Annotated in this window: 19 protein-coding genes; 6 read left to right on the top strand and 13 right to left on the bottom strand. The window is 38.7% G+C overall.

Annotated features, from left to right (window positions below; all coding sequences use genetic code 11):
* Positions 1–75 precede the first annotated feature (75 nt).
* A complete protein-coding gene (locus ADIARSV_RS01870) occupies positions 76–1,218 on the bottom strand; it encodes a glycosyltransferase family 4 protein (RefSeq protein ID WP_016193646.1) in 1,143 nt (380 codons plus the stop codon).
* Positions 1,196–1,849, bottom strand: a complete 654-nt coding sequence (locus tag ADIARSV_RS01865; RefSeq protein WP_016193645.1) for a PIG-L deacetylase family protein — start codon at positions 1,847–1,849, stop codon at positions 1,196–1,198. Before ADIARSV_RS01865 ends, ADIARSV_RS01870 begins: the two co-directional genes overlap by 23 nt.
* A gap of 402 nt (positions 1,850–2,251) precedes the next feature.
* On the opposite strand from ADIARSV_RS01865, the gene ADIARSV_RS01860 reads away from it, so the two are divergent.
* Positions 2,252–2,497, top strand: a complete 246-nt coding sequence (locus tag ADIARSV_RS01860) for a response regulator (RefSeq protein WP_316929482.1) — start codon at positions 2,252–2,254, stop codon at positions 2,495–2,497.
* A gap of 193 nt (positions 2,498–2,690) precedes the next feature.
* On the opposite strand, the gene ADIARSV_RS01850 is transcribed toward ADIARSV_RS01860, so the two are convergent.
* Both ADIARSV_RS01850 and ADIARSV_RS01840 read right to left on the bottom strand, forming a co-directional pair.
* Positions 2,691–3,230 carry a pyridoxamine 5'-phosphate oxidase family protein gene (locus ADIARSV_RS01850; RefSeq protein WP_016193643.1) on the bottom strand — a complete coding sequence of 180 codons (540 nt, stop codon included), beginning with the start codon at positions 3,228–3,230 and terminating at the stop codon, positions 2,691–2,693.
* 814 nt (positions 3,231–4,044) lie between these two features.
* On the bottom strand, positions 4,045–4,314 hold the full coding sequence (locus ADIARSV_RS01840) for a hypothetical protein (RefSeq protein WP_016193640.1): 270 nt from the start codon (positions 4,312–4,314) through the stop codon (positions 4,045–4,047).
* A 201-nt stretch (positions 4,315–4,515) separates the two neighbouring features.
* Here ADIARSV_RS01840 and ADIARSV_RS01835 point away from each other — a divergent pair, with 201 nt between their 5' ends.
* Genes ADIARSV_RS01835 through ADIARSV_RS01815 form a run of 5 tightly spaced genes read left to right on the top strand, consistent with a single transcriptional unit; the run spans position 4,516 to position 14,795 of the window.
* Positions 4,516–5,832 (top strand): Pycsar system effector family protein, encoded by a 1,317-nt coding sequence (locus ADIARSV_RS01835; protein ID WP_016193639.1) that lies wholly within the window; start codon positions 4,516–4,518, stop codon positions 5,830–5,832.
* Positions 5,833–5,841: 9 nt separating this feature from the next.
* Positions 5,842–7,896 carry a polyphosphate kinase 1 gene (gene ppk1 / locus ADIARSV_RS01830; protein WP_016193638.1) on the top strand — a complete coding sequence of 685 codons (2,055 nt, stop codon included), beginning with the start codon at positions 5,842–5,844 and terminating at the stop codon, positions 7,894–7,896.
* Between the two features lie 32 nt (positions 7,897–7,928).
* Positions 7,929–8,789, top strand: coding sequence for an SdiA-regulated domain-containing protein (locus tag ADIARSV_RS01825; RefSeq protein ID WP_016193637.1), 861 nt, complete (start codon positions 7,929–7,931; stop codon positions 8,787–8,789).
* A gap of 35 nt (positions 8,790–8,824) precedes the next feature.
* A complete protein-coding gene (locus tag ADIARSV_RS01820; RefSeq protein ID WP_016193636.1) occupies positions 8,825–12,433 on the top strand; it encodes a BamA/TamA family outer membrane protein in 3,609 nt (1,202 codons plus the stop codon).
* A gap of 31 nt (positions 12,434–12,464) precedes the next feature.
* On the top strand, positions 12,465–14,795 hold the full coding sequence (locus ADIARSV_RS01815; protein WP_016193635.1) for a hypothetical protein: 2,331 nt from the start codon (positions 12,465–12,467) through the stop codon (positions 14,793–14,795).
* Positions 14,796–14,864: 69 nt separating this feature from the next.
* Here ADIARSV_RS01815 and ADIARSV_RS01810 read toward each other — a convergent pair whose 3' ends face one another.
* The 9 genes from ADIARSV_RS01810 to ADIARSV_RS01770 form a co-directional block, all read right to left on the bottom strand.
* Positions 14,865–15,854 carry a TerC/Alx family metal homeostasis membrane protein gene (locus tag ADIARSV_RS01810; protein WP_235048344.1) on the bottom strand — a complete coding sequence of 330 codons (990 nt, stop codon included), beginning with the start codon at positions 15,852–15,854 and terminating at the stop codon, positions 14,865–14,867.
* A 57-nt stretch (positions 15,855–15,911) separates the two neighbouring features.
* A complete protein-coding gene (locus ADIARSV_RS01805; RefSeq protein WP_016193633.1) occupies positions 15,912–16,874 on the bottom strand; it encodes a hypothetical protein in 963 nt (320 codons plus the stop codon).
* A 9-nt stretch (positions 16,875–16,883) separates the two neighbouring features.
* Complete coding sequence (locus ADIARSV_RS01800) at positions 16,884–17,981, bottom strand: toxic anion resistance protein (protein WP_016193632.1); 1,098 nt, start codon at positions 17,979–17,981, stop codon at positions 16,884–16,886.
* A 28-nt stretch (positions 17,982–18,009) separates the two neighbouring features.
* Complete coding sequence (locus tag ADIARSV_RS01795) at positions 18,010–18,624, bottom strand: TerD family protein (RefSeq protein WP_016193631.1); 615 nt, start codon at positions 18,622–18,624, stop codon at positions 18,010–18,012.
* A gap of 4 nt (positions 18,625–18,628) precedes the next feature.
* Complete coding sequence (locus tag ADIARSV_RS01790; RefSeq protein ID WP_016193630.1) at positions 18,629–19,183, bottom strand: TerD family protein; 555 nt, start codon at positions 19,181–19,183, stop codon at positions 18,629–18,631.
* Position 19,184: 1 nt separating this feature from the next.
* Positions 19,185–20,021 carry a phosphoribosyltransferase family protein gene (locus ADIARSV_RS01785; RefSeq protein ID WP_016193629.1) on the bottom strand — a complete coding sequence of 279 codons (837 nt, stop codon included), beginning with the start codon at positions 20,019–20,021 and terminating at the stop codon, positions 19,185–19,187.
* The gene (locus tag ADIARSV_RS01780) at positions 20,018–20,713 is read right to left on the bottom strand and encodes an HAD family hydrolase (RefSeq protein ID WP_016193628.1); all 696 of its coding nucleotides are present in this window, start codon (positions 20,711–20,713) and stop codon (positions 20,018–20,020) included. The genes ADIARSV_RS01785 and ADIARSV_RS01780 overlap by 4 nt, the downstream gene beginning before the upstream one ends.
* A gap of 372 nt (positions 20,714–21,085) precedes the next feature.
* Positions 21,086–21,553 carry a hypothetical protein gene (locus tag ADIARSV_RS01775; protein WP_152439734.1) on the bottom strand — a complete coding sequence of 156 codons (468 nt, stop codon included), beginning with the start codon at positions 21,551–21,553 and terminating at the stop codon, positions 21,086–21,088.
* A gap of 62 nt (positions 21,554–21,615) precedes the next feature.
* Entirely contained in the window at positions 21,616–22,686 is a 1,071-nt protein-coding gene (locus ADIARSV_RS01770; RefSeq protein WP_016193626.1) for a porin, read from the bottom strand.
* Positions 22,687–22,724 lie beyond the last annotated feature (38 nt).

The raw sequence follows: 22,724 nt of genomic DNA, 5'->3' as shown, positions 1-22,724 counted from the left end.
TGTAATAATACCTCAATAGCCGCCTTTCTTGCTTTTTCTATTTGTGCCCAATCTTGTGTTTTCATTTCAATTGAATTAACTGATTCCTAATTTTTCACTTACCAACTTGACAAATCTTTGGGCTACTAAGCGGTAATCAAAATTAGCAGTCACACGTTCCCTTCCTGCCGCACCCATACGCTTACGTAGGTTCGGATCGTTCATTAAAATCAATAAATCATCCCTGATGTCGTTTACATCTGCACGGTAATCCACTGTCCGGGGTTCTTCAAATACTACTCTTTTACCTTCTAAACCACTTGCTTTATCACAAATAGTAACCTCTCCAATTCGGATCAATTCTGCTACTCCAGCCAATAAAGCCGTTTCGCCATGAATTAAGGTATCCAGCATACCCATTGCATTGATGCTGATCACCGGCTTCCCACATGCACCCGCCTCTACCTGTGGCATACCAAACCCTTCCAGGCGTGACGGTGCCGCATAGATATCGCAGGCTGATAAAAGGTAAGGGGTAAACGCTCTGGAAACAATATTGGTGGCATAAATTACCTTATCGGCAATACCTAATTCCTGAGCAAGCTCCATGTCTTCACGATTCTGACTTTCTGTACGGGGTTGAGGCCATACCTTGCAAACATAACGCCAATCTGGTACAGAGTCACCCAATTGAGCCAGTGCCTGCATCACCTCACGGCCACCTTTTGAAGCAGCATCACCACCAATGGTAAGAATCATCAATTGGTCTGGGGTAATACCCAACTCTTCTCTGATATCAAATACCTTAGGGTCGTTTTTATCGTATGGGATAAAGGTGTCGGTATCGCAACCAACCGGAAGCACTACAATGTTATCCGGACTTATTCCATCGCGCACATACATTTCTTTTACCCAGTTTGAAGTGACCAATATCAGGGGAAGCTCATTCAGCACATCCTGATAATTTGCGATATAACCATCGGCCACTAACCATGGAACGGCCAGCATACCAAACTTCTGAGGATGAAGTACCAAATCAGGAGTATGTCCCCAGTACCCCACTCCTACTACTACATCTGGCTTAAACCACAAATAGTACCATTCTTTTTCTATTTCAGATGCCACATTACACGCATGGGCATCTACACCCAGTGCTAGTAATCCTTTGTATAATAAGTCACCCTGTGTTGCCAGCCCCCCAGGGGTTGGTGGATAATCATATAACACTAATACTTTCATTGTTTTCTTGGCTTTTGAGCCAGTTAAGCGCCTTACCTGAATCGGTAAATTGCCAGAATGCTTCATCTTTTGGTGTAGACTGAGACTCCCATGTATCCTTGCCATACCCATATATCTTGGTCATGATATCATACTTATGCTGCCAGATATCCACAGCTAAAGGGAAATAAAGATCAGCTCTTTTGATAGGTATAGGAAAATACTGCCGCTTACCATCTTCATAGGCGAAAAGCCAAAGTTCATGAGCTTTAATTTGACCTGCATTCCATAGATTAATTACTGCCCTGCTCACCTCCGTATGACGAAGATGACTCGTATATTCACCTTTAGGATGGTGTGAGATAATAAGGTCATAATTCATTGCAGGCAATAAACTCATGATGGTATCTTCCACATCGTTCCCATTGAGTGGGAACTGTTCCGGACCATCGTTAAGATCGCCCATTATACCTTCTGCATTTAGATCCTTTAGTACCCTGCTAAACTTTGGCGCACGATCAGGATCGCTTTTCCTGCAAAGACTAACAATAAAACAGCGCCATTCCGGATGGTTAAGGATGGTCCCGCCTGCCCATAGTATCTCATCATCTGGATGAGCGACTATAATGGCAATTTTTTTGTAACTGTCCATTATTTATACAACTCATGGGTAGCCCTTTTGTTACACTTTTTCTCATTTTAATTTATGCTCAAATTATGACTGGCAACACCAATATCGATTCAAGCACTTCAATTAAATTCACATTTTACTATTAACAAAAAGTTAAAACACTATCAAACAGCCAATTCTTAAAAATAGAATGATCATCTTATCAATTAAAATGTTCAAATTTGATTAATAGACAACTTTGTGCCACTATTTTCAGTATAAATATATTTCACAGAAGCGTTAAGGACCATTTACTATTTTTGTTAATTACGCTCTAAAAGACAAGTATGGATTTATGTGGTTTGGTACCGAAGACGGTCTTAACAGATACGATGGCTACCATTTTACGATTTACAGGACCAACCCTAAAAACACCCACTAAAAATATTAATTGCCGAAGACAATAAGACCAACCAGATGATGCTCATTAAGATCTTAGACCGGTTGGGCTACATCTCCGCACTAGCAAATACGGGTATTGAAGTGATCAGAATGTTAGACAAAGAAGATCTTATATTGATGGATGTTCAAATGCCTGACATGGACGGACTGGAGGCTTCCATCTATATCAGAAAACATTATACCCTACAACCCTATAATTATTGCCCTTACTTCCAATGCAATGATTGAAGACCGTGAAGCCTGCTTTAATGTTGGTATGAATAATTACATCTCAGAGCCGTTAAAATGTGAATCGCTTATTAGGTTTATTGCAGGAAGCAGCACAGTTCATTCAGTAATGCCCTATCATGCAGAATTAAATCATTATGAAGCCCTGTTGTACCACGCACAACAGGGCTTCATAATTATACTCCCTAATCTACTATTCAATCTCAAGCTTTCCTTCAATTGAATCATCAAGCGTTTTACCTACCACAGCACCAAACGCCTGTTTAACAAATGCAACAGCATTTCCATGTTTGTTGTCCCAATAATAACCATCTGTCGGATCTACTTTGATTACCGTGATACGCTCATCGTCCACTCCTCCAGTAAACCAGGTTTTTAAAATAGGATTCCAAAGTTCTTTAATCTTTTCTTTATCTGTACTTATTTCAGCTATCCCATAAACATTCAAAAAATCTGAATAGGACGAGCCCTGAAATAATAAGTGAACAAACGGGTCGCGACTAATTTCTTCATTTTTTTTACTGTCATTAGAGCTTAAGAACCAAAAGTTACCATCATCATCAACTTTTTGCACCGACATAGGACGGGTTGAAAAAGGAATTCCGGTTTTAATATTTGAACAAAAAAAACAACTGTTTGCATTTTCAGCCAGTGTTTTCATTTTTTTTGCTGCTTCAGTACCTGCTAAGTTCTCAAAGTTGTCTTCAGGCTGTTGTTGATTGATGCTATCCATATTATAAAATAATTAATCATAAGTAAATGCAAGATGTCGTTAATTAGGAATACCTGGTAATGTATTAGAGGTAATTCTCCACAGTTAACACCAACTTTTTATTTTAGATTTAAAAAAAACTATTATTTCAGCTACTTACATCATAATTCTTTATACTTTTCTCAAACCTACCCTTAAGTCCTGTTTACGATAATCTTTTTATTTACTGACTTCGCCACCAGATCCATAAACTCCTGCATCTATTTGTACTTTCCCACAGGTATAACATGTTTATTCAGCTTAAAAACACTAATACACGTAATCCTGTTCTTTGTCTTGCCCAGCGAATAACTGGCATTGAAACTTCCATAAGCAAATTGAAGAGAATCAGCAGCTGGTATAGATTCAACCTCAAAATTCTTTGAAAAATTAATTTTTCATATCCCCTGAGAGAATAATATTCGATCCGGATATTTCCTTTATCTTTTGCCTTTTCATTAAAAATCTTAATACGTCTGTGACTATCCAGTATGATATCAAATTTTGTCATCAAAATAGACTTGCCCTTTATTAAAAAGAACCATCACATTGGCGTCCTTTTCAAATGGACATTCTTTCAGATCTATAGAAGCCTGATCGACTTTTCCATATGACTAAACAACACCCTGTTCTTGAACTAGTTGCGATAATAAATAAACGAATAATAAGGAAAGAAACACTTTCATTTAGATAAAATTAGGTTATCTGAATGTATGCAAATTGTCAGAATAAGAAAAAATAAATTTATTATTTAAATATATAAATTACCATCAATCAAATGGTTGTACCTATTGACTTATTCCGTTTCTAAAATATACAATGAACTTTCCAATTGGTTGCCGATAATAAACTTGATCCGTTCTTTTTCCGCATCAATTTCTGGCAAGTAACTTGATATGGTCTCCGGAAATTTAGCAGTAAAAGTTTTAAGGTCAACACCTTCTTTGAGTTGAATAATTACTTCAGTACCGCGGTCATATACCTCGAATACATCTTTTCCTTCCTGATGTAGATTGTCAGATAATAAGTTTAACTGGTCGAGTACTTTTTCTTTATAGATTCCCATCTTAATTTATTTTTGATTTTTAAATCTACATACAAAAAAGCAATTTTTACACCATTACAGATTTATACTTCATAAAAAGAGATTGGCTTATGGTTAAACCGTTACTTATCTTCATCGATTAGTTATGCTCATAGGATTTGGTGCAAATACTACTTACCTTAACCAAAAAACAGTATCTTTCCACGTGAAAATAACTTAACTATGGAATACACAGCCCTTCAAAAAGATGCAAGCGATTATGTTTCTCATTATGTGAGACAACATCACATTCCAGAACTTTTATTTCATAATAATGCACACAATAAAGATGTTATAGAGGCAGCGAAAAAAATCGCTCAGCATTATAAGTTAAACGATAAAGATTATTTTATTGTCATTACAGCTGCTAGTTTTCACGATATCGGCTACTACAATGGTGCTGCAAAAGACCACGAGGAACGAAGTGCTGAAATGGCTGAAACCTTTTTGTCTGACAAAGGAGTAGATGAAGAAACGATTCGTTTTGTAAAACAGTGCATCCTGGCCACCAGGATGCCACAAAACCCAACAAATCTGCTGGAGAAAATTCTATGCGATGCCGATTTGTTTCATCTGGGAACGGATGATTTTTCCGAACGCAACCGCTTAATGCGAAAAGAAGCCGAATTGATGGGAAAGGGTAAAACGAAAGGCGAATGGCGACGCAAAACGATCTCCCTAATGGAACATCATACCTACCAAACGGATTATAGCAGACTTTTATTAAATGAAAAAAAACAGGAAAACCTGAATAAATTAATTCAAAAAGAGAAAGAGGGCTTGAAGAAAGACGCTAAAAAAGAACAGGACCTGCAAGAAGAGCCGGTTATAAGCAATCTGCCTCTTCCTATCGATAAAACAACTGAAGACAGTGGAAATCCTATTGCTAAAATACCTGTAGAGATAGGTAAGTCTACTTCCAAATATCCTTTAGATACAGATAATCCGGTGGATAAAAAAGATCATGAAAAACGACCTGATAAGGGAATTGAAACCATGTTCCGCATTACTTCAGGAAATAACCAACGACTGAGTGATATGGCTGATAATAAGGCACAGATCCTGATAACGGTCAACTCTATTATCCTTTCAGCAGTGATTACCCTGCTATTACGTAAGTTAGAAAATAATGTAAATCTGATTGTTCCCACTTTTATCCTGTTGTCCATAAGTTTGAGTACCATGGTCATAGCCATATTAGCTACCCGTCCTGCTGTACCTTCAGGCATTTTTAAACCGGAAGATCTGCAGAAAAAGAAAGTAAACCTGCTGTTCTTTGGCAACTTTTACAAAATGAGTCTGGAGAGTTATACCGATGGCATGAATCAGGTGATGAATGACCGGGAGTTTTTATATGGCACCCTGATTAGAGATGTGTATTCACAGGGTGTTGTACTTGGCCGAAAATACCTGTTGCTCAGACTAGCGTATAATATTTTCATGTTTGGCCTTGTCACCTCGGTCCTGGCCTTTATTATCGCTATTATCATTTATGCATAAAAAATTATCATGGCAAATAATTTATTCTTTAATAGGGATTTAAGCTGGTTATTCTTCAACGAAAGGGTCTTAATGCAAGCCGAAAAAAAGAATGTACCCTTGCTGGAGCGACTCAAGTTTCTTAGTATTTTCTCATCCAATCTTGACGAGTTTTATCGGGTCCGTATGCCGGTTCTAATGGCTTTGAAAAAAATTGCCAATAAAAAATTTACGACAAACAGACTAACTGAAATTAGCAATTATGCTAATGCGAAAGAATTAATCAGTAATCAGCAGCGGTATTTCGGGAGTATCCTGACTAAAAAGCTGATCCCGGCTCTGAAAGAAAAAAACATTTCCCTCCTTTACAATCAACCCATTCCCGAAAGTATTCAAGCAGAAGTAAAGAATTACTTTTTCAGTACGCTGGCGGCTTATCTACAGATCGTTTTTTTAACTGAAACCAGCGATTTCTTCCCTCAAAACAGTCTGCTTTATTTTGCGGTAGAATTAAAGAAAGATGAAGATAAGAAAATAGCCATAGTTAATATTCCATCCGACTCTGTTCCTCGTTTTTTTTGTACAACCGTAAAGCATACTCATTTCGTAGTCTTTATTGACGATATCATCAAGGAACAATTGATTAATCTTTTCCCTGATTATCAAATCAAGGGAATCTACAGTTTCAAAGTAACCCGTGATGCCGATTTAAATCTTCAAGACGAATATGAAGGGAATCTTGCTACCAAAATCGAGGCGCAACTCACTAAAAGAGACTTAGGCCTGGCCACCCGCTTCCTGTACGCTCCTGATCTGCCCAAACATCTTCTAAAAAGCATTTCAAGGAAACTTAAACTGCAAAAAGCGAACAAGGTTTCCGGGGGTTATTATCATAATTTAAAAGACTTTTTCGCATTCCCCATTCAGAATGCTTCGTTGCTTTACGAGCAACATCCTTCTTTACATTATCCCTTTCCCCATAATCTGCAATCCTTATTTGAGGAAATCCAACTTGAGGATATTCTGGTACATACCCCCTATCAGTCTTTTGATACTGTTCTTCGTTTTTTTAATGAAGCAGTCATAAACCCGGAGGTGGAAGAAATATTCACCACCATGTATCGGGTAGCAAATGATTCCCGTATCGGTCATGCACTAATGAGTGCAGCAAGAAATGGCAAAAAGGTAACCGTGTTCATTGAATTGAAAGCACGCTTTGATGAAGCAAATAACATTAAGTGGTCAAAGGTCATGAAAGCGGCAGGTGTCAAAATCATCTATAGCATTCCCGATCTCAAAGTCCACTCTAAAGTTGCACTGGTCAAATTAAAGAGTAGTAACAAAAAGACTCTTCTTGGGCTCTTAGGCACCGGCAATCTGAATGAAAAGACAGCGGCAATCTACACCGATCACTTTCTTCTCACGGCTCATCAGGAGATGCTGCAAGAACTTGAGCAGCTGTTCATGTTTCTGGCGAAAAGAAGAAAAAGCAGTCAGGAGGATCAATTTGAATTGAAACATCTGCTTATTGCTCAGTTTAATTTATATCAGCAGTTTATCTCCTTGATCGATACGGAAATCTCCCATGCTCTAGCGGGCTTACCTGCTGCGATCATCATTAAAATCAATAACCTGGAGGAAGAAACTTTAATAGCTAAATTGTATGAAGCAAGCAATGCCGGCGTGAAGATCCACCTGATTGTGCGCAGTGTATGTCGCCTTGTTCCTGGCATCCAAAACTTAAGTGAGCATATCAGCATCCGACGTATAGTTGACCGCTATCTCGAACATGGCCGTGTGTTCATTTTTCATAACAATGGAGCAGAAAAGATCTTTTTGGGCTCTTCTGACTGGATGAACAGGAACATTTATCACCGCATCGAAGTGTGTTTCCCTATCTATGATGAGCAACTAAAAAGGCAGATTAAGGATATCACCCTGCTACAGTTTAGGGATGATGTTTCGGCAGTATCTGTGGATGAAAATTCAGTGAATATTCCCTTAGTGAATGCCCTGGGCATCCGTTCGCAAGAAGCAATTTACGACTATCTGTCTAACAAAATTAACGCGACAGTTGATGTATAGCTAAACTTTACATCGTTTAATTGAAATTTATAATGAGGACATTAAAATATATCTGCCTCCTGTTCTTTGTCGGATCAATACAATCTTGTGCCAATACCAATTCTGTGAAAGATAAAAGCCCCATAGGTTTTGATCTTCAACATCCGGTGCGCTATCCGATGCCCGATGCCCTATTGGAAATTTCAGGAATTACGTTCCATCCGGGAGATACTGAACGGATCTATGCGATTCAAGATGAAGAGGGAGCATTGTTTTACCTTCGCCCTAATGATAAAAAGGCACAGAAATTCAAGTTCGGTAAAAAAGGGGACTATGAAGATCTTGCCATTACTGATGAAAGGGTCATCGTGTTACGTAGTGACGGAACCTTGTTCAGCTTTCCGTTGAATGAAATAAGACATAATGAAATCCAGCAGCTCCAGGAATGGGCAGGATTGGTACCTAAAGGAGAATATGAAGGTCTATTTGCCGATCAAAGCTCTGGTCAGTTATTCTTGTTATGTAAAACCTGCAAATCAGGTAAAGGGAACAGTAACTTAAGTGGATATGTTCTTGATATGAATAAAAATGGACAAATTAAAGTAAAGGAGCACTTCAGTATAGAAACAGATAAGATCGCCACATTAGCTGGACATATGAAAATCAATTTCAGACCATCAGCTTTAGCTCTAAATCCATTGACTAATGAATGGTATATCTTGTCATCCGTCAATAAGCTTTTGATTATAGCCGACAAAAATTGGAAGGTGAAAGAAGTATATCCCCTGGATGCGGATACATTTAATCAACCCGAAGGAATTGCTTTTGACCAGAAAGGCAATTTGTATATTAGTAACGAGGGCGATAAAATACAAAATGGGAACGTGTTAAGGTTTGTATATCATAAAGAATAGAAAGGTTAAGGGTTCATTTAAACACAGCAAAACCGATGAAAAGATATAAAAAGCGCTACCTTGTTTTCTTCTTCATTTGCAGTTGTTTTTTTAAATCTGCAGCTGCCCAGGACAGCATCGTTCAGCGTGTGATTTTTATAGGGGACGCCGGGGAAATCAACTACGAACAGGAAACAGTGATTCCTTATGCGGCTAATCACATCCTAAGCGGAAAAACTACGGTGATATACCTGGGGGATAATATCTATCCGCGAGGTATTGGACTTGAAGGTAGCCCGGAACAGGAAAGCACCCGACAGATCCTCCGTTCCCAGTATGAGCCCATGCGGGCAAAAGGTGCTCCCGTTTATTTTGTACCAGGAAACCATGACTGGGACAGGATGGCTGAATTGGGATTAGCTAAAATTAAAGCGCAATGGCAATTCCTTGATTCCCAAAATGATCCTTTATTGAAGCTTGTACCAGCAAATGGCTGTCCAGATCCTGTAGAAATACCGATCTCCAGTAACATGGTCATTATTGCCTACGACAGTGAATGGTGGTTATTTACACACGATAAGACAAATGCCGATTGTAACTGCGACAATGAAGCGGAAATCATTGAACAGCTGGATTCCTTATTTTATAAAAACAGGGATAAGGTGATCTTACTGGCAGGGCATCATCCTTTCGCATCTTATGGTACGCATGGCGGTTATTATAATTGGAAAGACCATCTGTTTCCACTGACCGCAATTAATAAAAACCTCTATATCCCTTTACCTGTAATCGGTTCGCTCTATCCCCTTTTAAGAAGCAGCATTTTCCTCAATCCCGAGGATATGCATCATCCCCTATATCAGCATATGATTAGGGAAGTAGACCATGTATTTGAGGGATTCCCTAACCTGACCTATGTAGCAGGACATGAACATGGTCTCCAGCTCATTAAAAACCCGCAAAGACTGCAGGTAGTAAGCGGTGCGGGAGCTAAACATTCCTTTGCAAAAAAAGGAAAATATTCCCGATACGCAGATGCGACGCAAGGCTTTGTAACTGCCGATCTGCTTCTCGATAAAAGTGTAAAGTTTACCTTTTACACCTATTCCAACAAAGTAATTAAGGAGGCTTATACTTATACAAACCCATATACGGAGACTTTACCTGTGAGCACTTCGATTACCAAAGGAGACAGTATTTCCATAGCAGCCAATCCGGCCTATAATCAAGTCAGCTCCCTGCACCTTAACTTATTTGGAGAAGGATTCAGGAAAGAATGGGCAGCTCAGGAAACCCTTCCGCTCATCCGAATCTCTGAAATAGCAGGTGGACTTAAACCATTACAACGGGGAGGAGGCATGCAATCGACCTCTTTAAGACTTGCTGATCCAAGCGAAAAGGAATGGGTGATCAGAAGTGTCAATAAAAACCCAGATGCTCTCCTGCCGCCTGAATTGCAGCAAATCTTTGCCCGTGACTGGTTAGATGATGCCACCAGTTCGCAGCATCCCTACTCGGCCTTGATAGTCCCTCCTCTCGCTGATGCGGTACAAGTGCCTCATGCCAATCCCTTTATCGGCGTCATCGTTCCTGATCCTGCTCTCAACGTTTATAGCCATGCTTTTGAGCATACGCTAGTCCTCCTGGAAGAAAGAGAACCCCTTGGCAAGTCAGACAATTCCATCAAAATGATAAAAAATCTGCAACGCGACAATGACAACAGTTATGACGCTAAGGAATTTTTAAGAGCAAGAATGCTTGATTTGCTGATGAATGATTGGGACCGCCATGAAGATCAGTGGCGATGGAAGAACACAAGTAAGGATAACAATAAGTTTTATGTGGCTATCCCGAGAGATCGGGATCAGGTATTACGGTTAACAAAAGGATTTTTCCCTTATCTTGCTTCCCGAGAATGGGCTTTACCTGCTTTGCAGGGCTTTGAATCGGATCTTAAAAAACCGCAGTATACGTTATTCAAATCCAGGTTTCTGAATGCCCACCCCGCCTCTCAATTTAGTCATAAAGAATGGATGATCCAGGTAATTGATTTTACTTCGAAAATAACAGATCGTGTACTAGAGGATGCACTGAGCAAACTTCCTGAAGCATCCTATAAATTAAGACACGATGAGCTCTTGAAATCATTCCAAAAACGGCGTGATCAAATCCCAGAGGCAATGGATGCCTATTATACATTCATCAATAAAATAGTAGATCTTCATACCAGCGATAAAAATGAATTGATCGAGGTAACCGATGCTCCTATGCATTCCCTTAGGGTACAGGTTTTAAAAATCAATAAAGAAGGAGAACTGCGGGATACGCTGATGGATAAAGTGTACGATTCGCGATTGACTAAAGAGATCAGGATCTATACCGGAGAGGGCAATGATAGTGTGCTGATTAATACCAAAAACAAGGCTATTAAAATCAGGCTGATTGCAGGTAATGGTACTAAATCCTTTCATGTAGAAGAATCCAAACAAAAAATCAAGCTCTATACAAAAACAGATCATAACTCATTTTACGGGAAAACAGAGCAGCTGAAAAAACAGGTATCCAACGACAGCACCAATACGGCTTTTGTCCCTGTAAACTTGTACAATGTGACCGTGCCTATCATTACCATGGGCTTTAATGACGATGACGGCGTACTCTTAGGTGGCGGCTTTCGGTATATCCGACAGGAAGGGTTCCGAAAATCGCCATATACTTCCTCCCATCAGCTGCAGGGTATGGCCTCGTTCAAGACCGGAGCATTTCGGGTAAAATATAAAGGAGAATGGATTCAGGCGCTCGATAAAGCAGACTTTACACTTGAAGCAAAGGCCTTTTCTCCTAATACGCAGAACTTCTTCGGACTTGGAAACAACACCCTGTTCGATCATAAAGGCCCATTGGAAAAGTTTTACCATTCCCGTTTCAGCGTCTACCAGCTTGACCCTGCGCTGAGGTGGCGCTTTGATAAACAATCCTATATCGCTATAGGCCCTTCTTTGCAATACTACCATTTCTCCCCTAACGAAAATGAAGGAAGATTGATCATGAACCCTTCACAAATAGGCTCCTATGATAGTCTGACCGTTGATAAGGACAAGTTATTCGCTGGCATCACTGCAGCGTTTCTAAAAGACAATCGTGATAATAAATTATTCCCTACATCAGGCGGGTACATTCAGCTAAGAGCAACAGGTTATGCCGGATTGAATAGCGATTCTAAAAATTACATTCAACTGTCGCCGGAGATGGCTATTTACCAAAGTATAGGTAAACAATCTAAGCTTGTTATAGCCGAAAGATTAGGAGGAGTAACTACATTTGGCAAACCTGCATTTTACCAGTCCGCTTTCCTTGGAGGTCATGAAAACTTACGCGGTTTTCGCCAATACCGTTTTGCTGGACAGCACGTTCTATTTAATAATCTGGAAGCCCGGATTAAATTGGCGCAGGTAGGGAGTTATATCCTTCCAGGCCAGTTTGGACTGATTGGCTTTTATGACGCAGGCAAAGTGTGGACGAAAGAAAATAACACCTCCACTATACATCAGGGTTATGGTGGTGGTTTATTTTATATGCCAGCACAGCTTACGGTATTTCAGGTGGTAGCCGGACATTCTAAAGAGGGTTGGCTCCCCTATTTTACATTGGGATTCCGTTTTTAAAACAAAAGAAAACCCGCTTTAAATTAAAATTATGCAAGCAAGAGTTTTAAATATCGATGAGTTACTTAAAGATGAGTTTAAGTCGATTTTATCTTTCGACCATTTCATCACCTTTTTAAAAGAAAGAATTGCTCAGGAAAGCTCAGGTAAAAAAAGCTTTTTTTTATTTGTATTAGAGAAGTTTGAATCCAATGCAGCCTTACATGGTCAGATAGATCCACATACCTTAGATCAATTCAAAGAGGAGCTGACTTTGCTTTATACGCTGCTCGTGTCACCATTAGCAGATGAACGCCTGACGTACTGGTCATTGGCACTTCCCATGTCGCCCATATTATTCTACGGAACGGATGCGCTGTTTGATTTAATGCAACAAGAGCAATGTAGAACCGTTCGTGATGCCTTTTCTACAGAGGAGAATAAGCACAAAAAACCAGAGATCGCCTATTCGCTGATCATGGAAAGACTTTATGGATTTGATCCACTGGGAAAGAACAGCTTTGTGCGTCCGCTAACGGATAAAAAAACAGGACTTCCCAAATACTACCGGGTTCATATAGATAACCGCTTTGTTAAACTAACGCATAAGGTTGAGTTACCTACCTTAAATTTCGAGCGAATCAGGGAAAACCTTACAGCGGATACCACATGGGAGCTCCTATATGATGTCCTTCCGCTTAAGAATTTTATCTTTGAAGGATTTTCGATTATCACGATCACTGATGTAACCATTGAACAATCTTTAGAAGATATTAAAACTATCATCATCAATCATACTTCTTATGAAGATGAGAGCTATCACCTGTTACTGAAACAATCTTTAAAAAACCTGATCGGTAATCCTAATATCTCATTGACACTGCTTCCATTAATGAAGGTGAATAACAAGTTGGTATTTGATTTTCAGAATATCCATGGAAGTATTATAGTTGACCTGATGATGAAAAAGCAATTGGGTAATGAAAAAATCCTGGAGCTTGCCCAGATGTACCTGGATAAACCCATGTTGCTATTCTCAGGTGCGGAAGAAAGCTTTAATCCAGAAAAGTTTAAGCTGATTACAGATATAAAGGAAACAGGAACCCTATCCTACGCTATTCTACCAATTACCTTTAATAAACAAACTGTCGGCATCATTGAAATGTCTTCCCCTTTGGAAAACATGATTAATGAAAATGTATTGGCCAGACTGGAGACTGCGTCCCCTTTAATCGCTCAGTTTCTGAAGAATTTCAGCGATACCGTTAACAGCAAAATAGAAAGTATCATCAAAGATAAGTTTACTCCCTTGCAGCCTTCTGTACAATGGAAATTTAATGAAGTAGCGTGGGAATATCTACGGAATAGTCGTGCAAATGAACCCAAGCCTGAAATTGGTGTAATCCGGTTTGAGAATGTTAATCCACTTTATGGTGCTATTGATATTCGCAATTCAACACTAGAGCGAAACAGAGCATTATCAGATGACTTAAAAGTTCAGTTTGGATTGCTTATTCAAACCCTTGAAAGTTTAGGAAGTACCGTTCACCTAACATTAGTAAACGGCATCATATTTAAGTGCCAAAATATGCTAGCATCCCTGGAAACTGAACTCATTGACGATTTACAAGTCAGGATGAAAGATTTCCTTGAAATAGAAGTGGATTCGTTTTTACAGCATTTCAGACAATCCAATGTAAAGACGCGTGAAATAATAGCCTTATATGACCAGGCTACGGATGCCTTAACAGGAGAAGCTTTTGCCAACAGAAGGTCTTTAGAATTATCATTGCAAACCATTAATACCTCTATAAACAGCTATCTGGAATGTTTAAGTCAGGAGATGTGGGATACCTACCCCTGTTATTTTGAAAAATTCAGAACAGATGGGGTTGAATATGATATTTACATTGGGCAATCCATAGCACCCGATCAACCTTATGATTCGTTATTCCTTAAAAACATTCGGTTACAACAACTCAGTGCAATGGCGGGAATCGCTAAGCTCACCAGAAGTCTGCTTCCTCAAATGTCAGTAGCCATGCACACGACTCAACTGATCTATATCAATGCAAACGCCATCGATATCAGCTTTCGAAATGACGAACGTCGCTTTGATGTAGAGGGTACTTATAATATCAGGTATCAAATTATTAAAAAGCGGATTGATAAAGTACATGTGAAACAAACAGGCGAACGATTGACTCAACCCGACAAAATAGCTTTGGTTTATTTCAATCAGCGCGACGCAGAAGAATACAGGGATTACATCCATTACCTGCAGGGACAGCATATACTGAATAACGAGGTGGAAGAGCTTGAACTGGAGGAATTACAAGGAGTTAACGGATTGAAAGCATTACGAGTGGGTGTTGTTTATTAGCAAACACCAGACAAAAAAAAGGTCTGCATCCTTACAAAGATGCAGACCTTTTTTATAAACGCTCAATAATTATTTTTCTTCAGCTTCTGGTCCCTTCTTCGGAATAATCAGCAAGGAAGCGATCACCGATATAATTAATACCCCTGCCACGATAGACAGCGATAAAGGGGATGAAATATGGTATATAGGTGCAATGACCATCTTGACACCGATAAAGGTTAAGATGACAGCCAAGCCATACTTCAGCAAGCTGAACATATAGATAAAGTTTGCCAAAAGAAAATAAAGTGCTCTTAATCCTAAGATGGCAAATATATTAGATGTGTATAAAATGAACGGATCATCCGGAGCAATAGCAAAAATTGCAGGTATTGAATCTACTGCAAACAGAATATCCGTAAACTCGATTACAGCAACTACAACCAATAAAGGTGTGGCAATCTTAATACCATTCTCAACAGTAAAAAAGTTAGCACCATCAAACTCCTTACTGACTTTAAAAAACTTGTAAATCACTCGTGCTCCTGCACTCTTACTAAAGTCCTTTTCTTCCTCATCGTCGTCACCACCAGTACCTGATTTAATCCCGGCATAGATTAGAAAAATACCAAATAGTAACATTACTACATTTAATTTAACAGCGTAACCAAATAAGTTCATCTCAGGCAAATAAGTTAGGTTAATTAAACCAACACCTGCAAATATGAAGATGGCACGAAAAAACAATGCTCCTATGATACCCCAGAAAAGTACTTTATGGTGCAAGTATCGCGGCACATTAAAGAACCCAAAAACCATGATAAAGACAAACAAATTATCTACAGAGAGTGCTTTTTCAATCCAGTAAGCAGATTGATATTGCGTAAACTTCTCAAACCCTTCAAAATGATATATTACCCCACTAAATCCCATGGATAGTGAAATCCATACGATAGACCAGATTAATGCTTCTTTGCTACTTACTACGTGGGCATTCTTATTGAAAATACCCAAATCTAGGAGCAACATCACTAAAACAACTATAACAAACCCTGCAATGACGCCCGGGTGATTGATCATATTATTCATTACTTATTATATAAATTTTAATGTTATTCATAAATGTATGCAAAAATGCTAAAAAAGATCGGTCTTTAGCATCGCTTTTAAAATATTGGCCTGTACGTCGAAGTTATTCAGATGGTTTAAAAAGTCAATATCCGAGATCTTGGTATAGTTCTCTTTCAGCAAGGTGATGATTTGTACCGGCATATAAGTCTTCAAAGATGCGGCATCACTCTCCAGTTTATCATTTTCATAAGAAAGCTCCTGAATCATCTTTGACTTCCCGGACATATTGTTTGACCAGTCAATGCCCGAAAGTGTGTTTAAATCGCAAAACAGGAATAGATCCCGACTCGGAAAGAAGAGAAAATGCCGGTCTACGTCCATGAACTTATATAATTCGATTACCAGTTGTCCCGCTTTCAAACCATGAAAGAACTCCGTTCTAAAATCATACTTACACAGCAAACCCATTAATTTCCGCTCAATACCAGCATGTTCATTGATATATAAATCTTTAGGATTGTAATTAATCAGCTCGCTTAATTGTTCGGTGGAAATATCGGAATAAAAGTCTTTCGAATACCGGGCACTAAATGTGCTGATATTTTTGGCAAAAGGAAATTCACTGGTCCCGTCAGATAGAACCTGGTATAATCTCCTTAACGATTGATTGATTTTAAGCGCCTGCTGCTGTTTGTTTAGGTTATAATTCTTCTCGGTAAAGACAGTACCCGTTAGTTTTTCGATCAGCTCCTTATTCAGATGAATTTCATCATAAAGCAGACTTACATTCTTTTCATTACTCTTTTTAATCTTTCTTAAGAGCTCTATTAAACTGGCTGTAAACTGAACATGAAACAAATCCAGTTTATCAATTTCCAGCTCTTCATTATTTGCAAAGAGATTATGGATCACTTGGCTGCGTAAATAGATCTTATAAAGTATTTCATCTTCAAAAAACGCAGAAAGCAGCTGTAGTCGGCTGATCTCTGCGTTTGAAGTCTTTAATATATTCATCCGCCGTTCATCCATTAGTTAACTTTAATTCACGTGGGTGACGTTCTTCTTTAGCTCTGCCTCAAGTGTTTTCAATTCGCCGTCAAGAGCTCTTCTGCTTTTCTCTCCTTCTTCGTGAATTTTCTTCACTTCACTTAACGTTTCAATTAGCGATTGAGTGGTTAACTTTAGCGTTTCAATAGAAACGACTGTTTTTTCATTTTCACGGGCTACATCAATACTGTTTTGCTTCAGCATATCGGCATTCTTCTGCAAGATCGTATTCGTTGTATCAGAGATCTTTTTCTGCATCTCCACATTCGCCTTCTGTCTTTGCAAAGCAACGGCAATAGTCAACTGATTTTTCCAAACCGGAATTGTAGTAGATACAATAGACTGTGCCTTTTCAGCAATAGAGGTATTGTTATTCTGAACTATTCTAATTTGAGCAAGCGACTGCAGCATGATGAAACGAACAATCTTCATGTCAGCCAGTCTTTTATCCAGCCTGCTAATGAAGTCGCGTAAATCGGCAATTTCATAATCCTGAAAATCTGCAGACCGTCCTTCCATTTCGGCAAGCTTCAAATTCAACTCATTGTATTTCAGCTGTCCCGATACGATCAGATCTTCCATCTGTTTAATATAACCTACATTGCTATCAAACATGGTTTGCAATGAGCTATTGTCCTTAATCGAATTTAATCGGCCTGCCTTTACCTTATTGACAATTTTATCAATGTTATTGACTACCAGGTCATACTTCTGAAAAAGCTTCTTCGCATCCACAACCAAATTCTTAAGGAAGGGAATCTTGGAGAGAAATGATTTAAAACCACTTTGCTCCAGCTCATCTACATCTATATAATTAAGCTCTGCAAGCAAATCATTAATTAGTCCTCCTACTTCCCCATTATTCTGAGTACGAACAGATGATAGAAAATCATTGCTGTATTTCTCCATTGAGTTCTGTGCTTCTACCCCATAGTTAAGAATAGAATTCACATCAGAAGGCACCAGCGACTTATTGATCTCTTTATATTTACTTTCTTCTTCCGGCGTGATAACAGTTAAATTGACATTTCCCTCTTTATCAAGCTTTAACGGAGTAAGGCTTTGAGTGTCGTTTTGATTCGTTTCCATAATTCAATTATATATCAGTACTTAGACCTTATAAATACTTTTCTGTTACGGTCTTAACGGTTTGTTCCAGCTTTTTATCTTTAGTTGGTTCGCCAAGGGCATTGAATTTCCATTCGCCGTTTTTCTTATAGAATACCCCTAACACCATAGAAACATGTCCGGCGAAATCAGATCCATTGGCAATGTCATATTTTGCAAATACCTCGTTGACTCTTTTAGGAATTCCCTCATAGATCCTGATAGATGCAAAAGGAATTGTTCCAAAATCCTGTCCCTTGAAACTGTTCAGCACAAAGGCCACATAGGTAACACTAGGATTTAGTCTCGAAAAATCAACAGTGATCACTTCATTATCTAAACCGTCATCGCCACCCATATCGCCTGTCAAATCATCACCACTGTGTTTGATCGAACCATCTTTAGAAGACAGACTACCAAAATAGACGACCTCTGTTAATTGTTTATTTTCATTATATAGCGCACAACTCGCATCTAAATCAACCGCTTCTTTCGTTTTACCAAAACCAAACATTCCTTTTTTCTCTATTGCGCCCCAGTTGATCCCAACACAAACGCTCTGGAGTTTACTACCGTTGCTTTTTTCAAGGTTGATCCGTTGTCCTTTTTGAAGATTGATTGCCATAATATTATTGATATTTATTTAAATAATCCTGTAATCCGCCTTTCATTCCCATGCCAACTGCTTCAAATTTCCATTTTCCTTCACGCCTGTAGATCCTTCCGAATTCTACCGCAGTTTCAATAGAGAAATCTTCTTCTAATTCGTATTTAAGAATAACCTCGTTGGTAACGGAATCAAAAATACGAACAAATGAATTTCTTACCTGTCCGAAGTTCTGTCTTCTATTTTCAGCGTCATGAATCGTAACCACTATACATATTTCAGATACCTTGGCATCGGTTTTTGTCAAATCTACCTTAATTTGTTCGTCATCTCCGTCCCCATCACCGGTTAAATTATCACCAGTATGTTCAACTGACTCATCAGGCGACTTTAAGTTGTTATAAAACACTAAATGTTCGTCTGATACCAGCTTTTTATTCGCATCAAGCATAAAAACTGAGGCGTCTAAGTCAAATCCAGCACCCGTAGAACTACTATTTGTATCCCAACCTAAACCGATTGAAAATTTAGGAGCATCAATATTCTCTCTCTGCCCCTTTTGTAAGTTAATGGCCATGTTATATTAATTTATAATTTTTGTTAACAATATAATTCTTTAAAAAATTCAAGTTCAATGCGTAACTTTCTATAGTATGATAACTATTTCCTAACGATAAATTGTACAAACTCTGAATAAACTCATCCGTTTGCCGATCAAGAAACAGCTTAAAACTTGTAAACTCGCAATTTAGGATATATTTAACAATACGTGTATTAAAACAAAAGTTACCACCCTTAATTACCTCATCAAGGTCAAAAATTGACTTTATCCGGTGATAGTTGAGGTGGTTCTCAAAGCTTGGGTGAATATTATGATTCACTAGCTCTGCGAAATACAGCATGTAAATATCATTCTTCAGTCCATACTCTTTCGCCATTTTAAGAATCATCCTTTCATGGCTTCCTGTAATTTTAATATCATCCAGAAAAAACAATATCTTACCCTTCAGGAAGTCTTTATCAATATGAAAAGAGTCGTTACCAATCAGTTTCATGCGGTCTTCGGCACTCAACTCGCCATAGTCTTCCTTATAGGTAATGGTACGGTGCACTTTAGCTTGCTGAACCACCAGTTTCCCGTTCTCTACCAGCCAATGGTTGAGCCGGTATACGAAATGGTTCATCATGGCAAAAGTTGCGGTTGGAATAAAACAATAAGGACTGGAAAGCACCACAATCTGCTCAGTAATGTCATTATCTTCCAGGAAATCTTTTATAAATCCATCAGCAAGGTTCCTACCAAATGAACTGGCAACCTGCTCATCACCGAATTTAAAACGACTGTAGTCATCGGCATGAAAACCAAAGTTACTGGTATTATCGATCTTGTGTAAGGAATAAGTATAAGGTATCATAGGATTAAGGCTGATATAGTCAGGTGATTCGAATTAATTAGCATGCTTTTGATTCCAATAGCTTCAGCGCCCTTAATATCTGCCAGGGGGTTGTCGCCCACATGTATGATATCATTTAAATCAAGATCCATGTGACGGTTCCGATTAATGGTATCGAGCATCAGTTGAAAGAAGTGGGGGTTCGGCTTTGACATCCTCACTTCATCTGAATACAATTGAAAATCAAGCAATTGATCCAATTCTAAATGAGTCATTATTTTCCTTAGTGTCTTTCCTTTTATAAATCCGGTATTGCTTAATAAACTCGTTGTACTCTGTCCTGTTTCTCTCAACTTAAACAGAACGTCAATACATTCAGAACAGTATAATACTGGCATATTGTTTACTAACAATTCTTCCATAGTATCGTATAAACCGTCGATATCAATGTCTGTGAATGCCGTTGAATAGTTATTTATTTTGCTAATTACGATGAGATACATCTCCTCCGCATCGATATTCTTGCCTGTCTTTTCATTGATACTGTTCACCATCAGGTCTACCTGACGGAAGATTGCAGCGATTTCATCAATCGATTTATTTGCGGCATTAAAGTGCTCATGGAAGTACAGGGTTCTTTCTATTTTAAAGTCAGGGTTTGACTTGATCAGCGTGAGCCACAGATCGAAAGAATAGTGTTTATAAAAAGGCATATTTTTTAAAATAATGTCTACTGGTTTTCCAAATAAAGGTTAATGATACAACATTTGAAGTACAGTACAAATTATTTTCTGGTTAAGCGATAAGGAAACGAAATAGAAACGATTACGCTGTTAATCTAATCAGTTCCGTAACACAGACCTAACAATTACGACACCACATGGGCGTTAGTTCTGCGTTTGAACGTTGCTCCCTCCTTGCTGCTTCGCTAAAACACCTGTTTTAACGAATGACCAAGCAACAAGGAACGAACAAGGAAGGGATAAGAAGTATACTATTGACACAGCTTTCTCCTATCTGCTGTCTCGTTGGTAGTTGGAAATCCAGCGATTATATAGCTATACTTTTAATCAACAAACAGCCATTTATAAGTTTTCGAACCGGTGATCAGGATCGTAATTAATCTTTATCCTGACTATATCATCTGCGATAGACTGTGCCTTATTTAGTTGATTACCGAGTAGAACAGCTAAATGAGTTTTAGGTTCACAGATACAGAATGCCTCTTTGTAACGCTTTATCGTATCAGATTCTAAACTAATAACGGAACTTAAAATCAGCTGATAATTCTGTAAGGTCAGTGCATTTGTTATTTCATGCCATTCTACCTGAGGAACAAGAAATTTGACTTTCCGGGATTTAATTTTATCAGTTAAATATCTGAGGGCAAACCGCATAGTCACGAGTTGATTCATCTCCTCGTAAGATAATTTAGCAAAAAAAGATTTAAGCCTTCCCGAGTAAACACTTTCTGCTATAAGGTCATATAAATAAACTTTCACCAGACACAAAGAGGCCAGTTCATGTATTTTAAAGAGCAATTGGTTGTTCATATTCATAGATTCAGTTATAAAAACTCCTGTCTGAATAACCTTTCAGACAGGAGGATCTTGTTTTAGAAGGCTACTGCTATACTAGCAGTTAGCGCGGCATTGTGATGAACAGGCTTATTATCTCTTACAAAAACAGCGTCTTTGCTATCGTATACTTTCCCTTCTAATCTGATCAGAGCATTAGCGATTGGTGCATAATCCAGATTTAAGGAATAACCCTTCGTATTAAATCCCTGAGGAGTATCTGTGGCAATAAATACACCGTTTTTATCTTTGTAATATTCCACCCTTCCGGCAACGGCCCACTTATCAGCAAGCTGATAACGTGCTATAGCAACTGCAGAAATGATCTCTTTCTTTGCAGAACTCGCCTTTTGTTTTTGCTGTGTACCGTAGTCAAAACCCACACTAAGGCCTAGTTTATCAGTTGCCTGGAATATTCCATAGAAGTTGTTGTAGAACCGGCGGACACGGATGGAGTCGGCGCCTTCCGTACCCAAGTAGTTGCTATAGTTTAGCGTGATCTTGTCTATAGGTTTCCATGTTAGCTGAAGTCCCCCTGCAGGCTGATTGTTAAAATCCTGCCGTTGCATTCGTTGCCAACCATTTAAATATAAAGCGGTAACACCGAGTTTGCCATCATTTGTGGTATAACTAATTTTAGCCCCTGACTCATAATAGGGCGTATTCTCCGATGAAATATTGCGGGTTAACACCCAGCAGTCTTTTGAAATAGCCGATTCAAAACCGATATGGGATGCAAAGATCCCAGCATCTAACCATAGACTAGCTTTAGCCGATAATTTTACTCCTGCGTTTGCTTCATAAATATTTTTTAAAACTCCAGGCTCAGCTGCCAGGTTAGCGTTGCTATACGTGCCAGCCATTACAGCCAGGTTACCTCTCAGACTACCATTATCATAAGCTAATTTTAAAAAGCCGAGATTTAAGTTTACTTCATTGTGCCTGTTGTGCGAGTAGATAAAAGATGGACGTGTGTTATTTACGGGTTTATTAAAATCATAACCATAGTAGGTTTCGATGTAGCCAGAGATTTTTAAAGGTGATTCCACTTGTGCAGAAACCGTTAGAGCTGCCATTAAAGAGGCCGAAAGAATGAGAATTTTTTTCATTTTGATGTATAATTAAGGGCAAAGAATACCCTGTAAGC

This window comes from Arcticibacter svalbardensis MN12-7 (genome assembly GCF_000403135.1).
GTDB classification, from domain to species: domain Bacteria; phylum Bacteroidota; class Bacteroidia; order Sphingobacteriales; family Sphingobacteriaceae; genus Arcticibacter; species Arcticibacter svalbardensis.
Note: the sequence above shows the minus strand (reverse complement) of the source record. Positions and strands in the feature narration are given on the sequence as shown.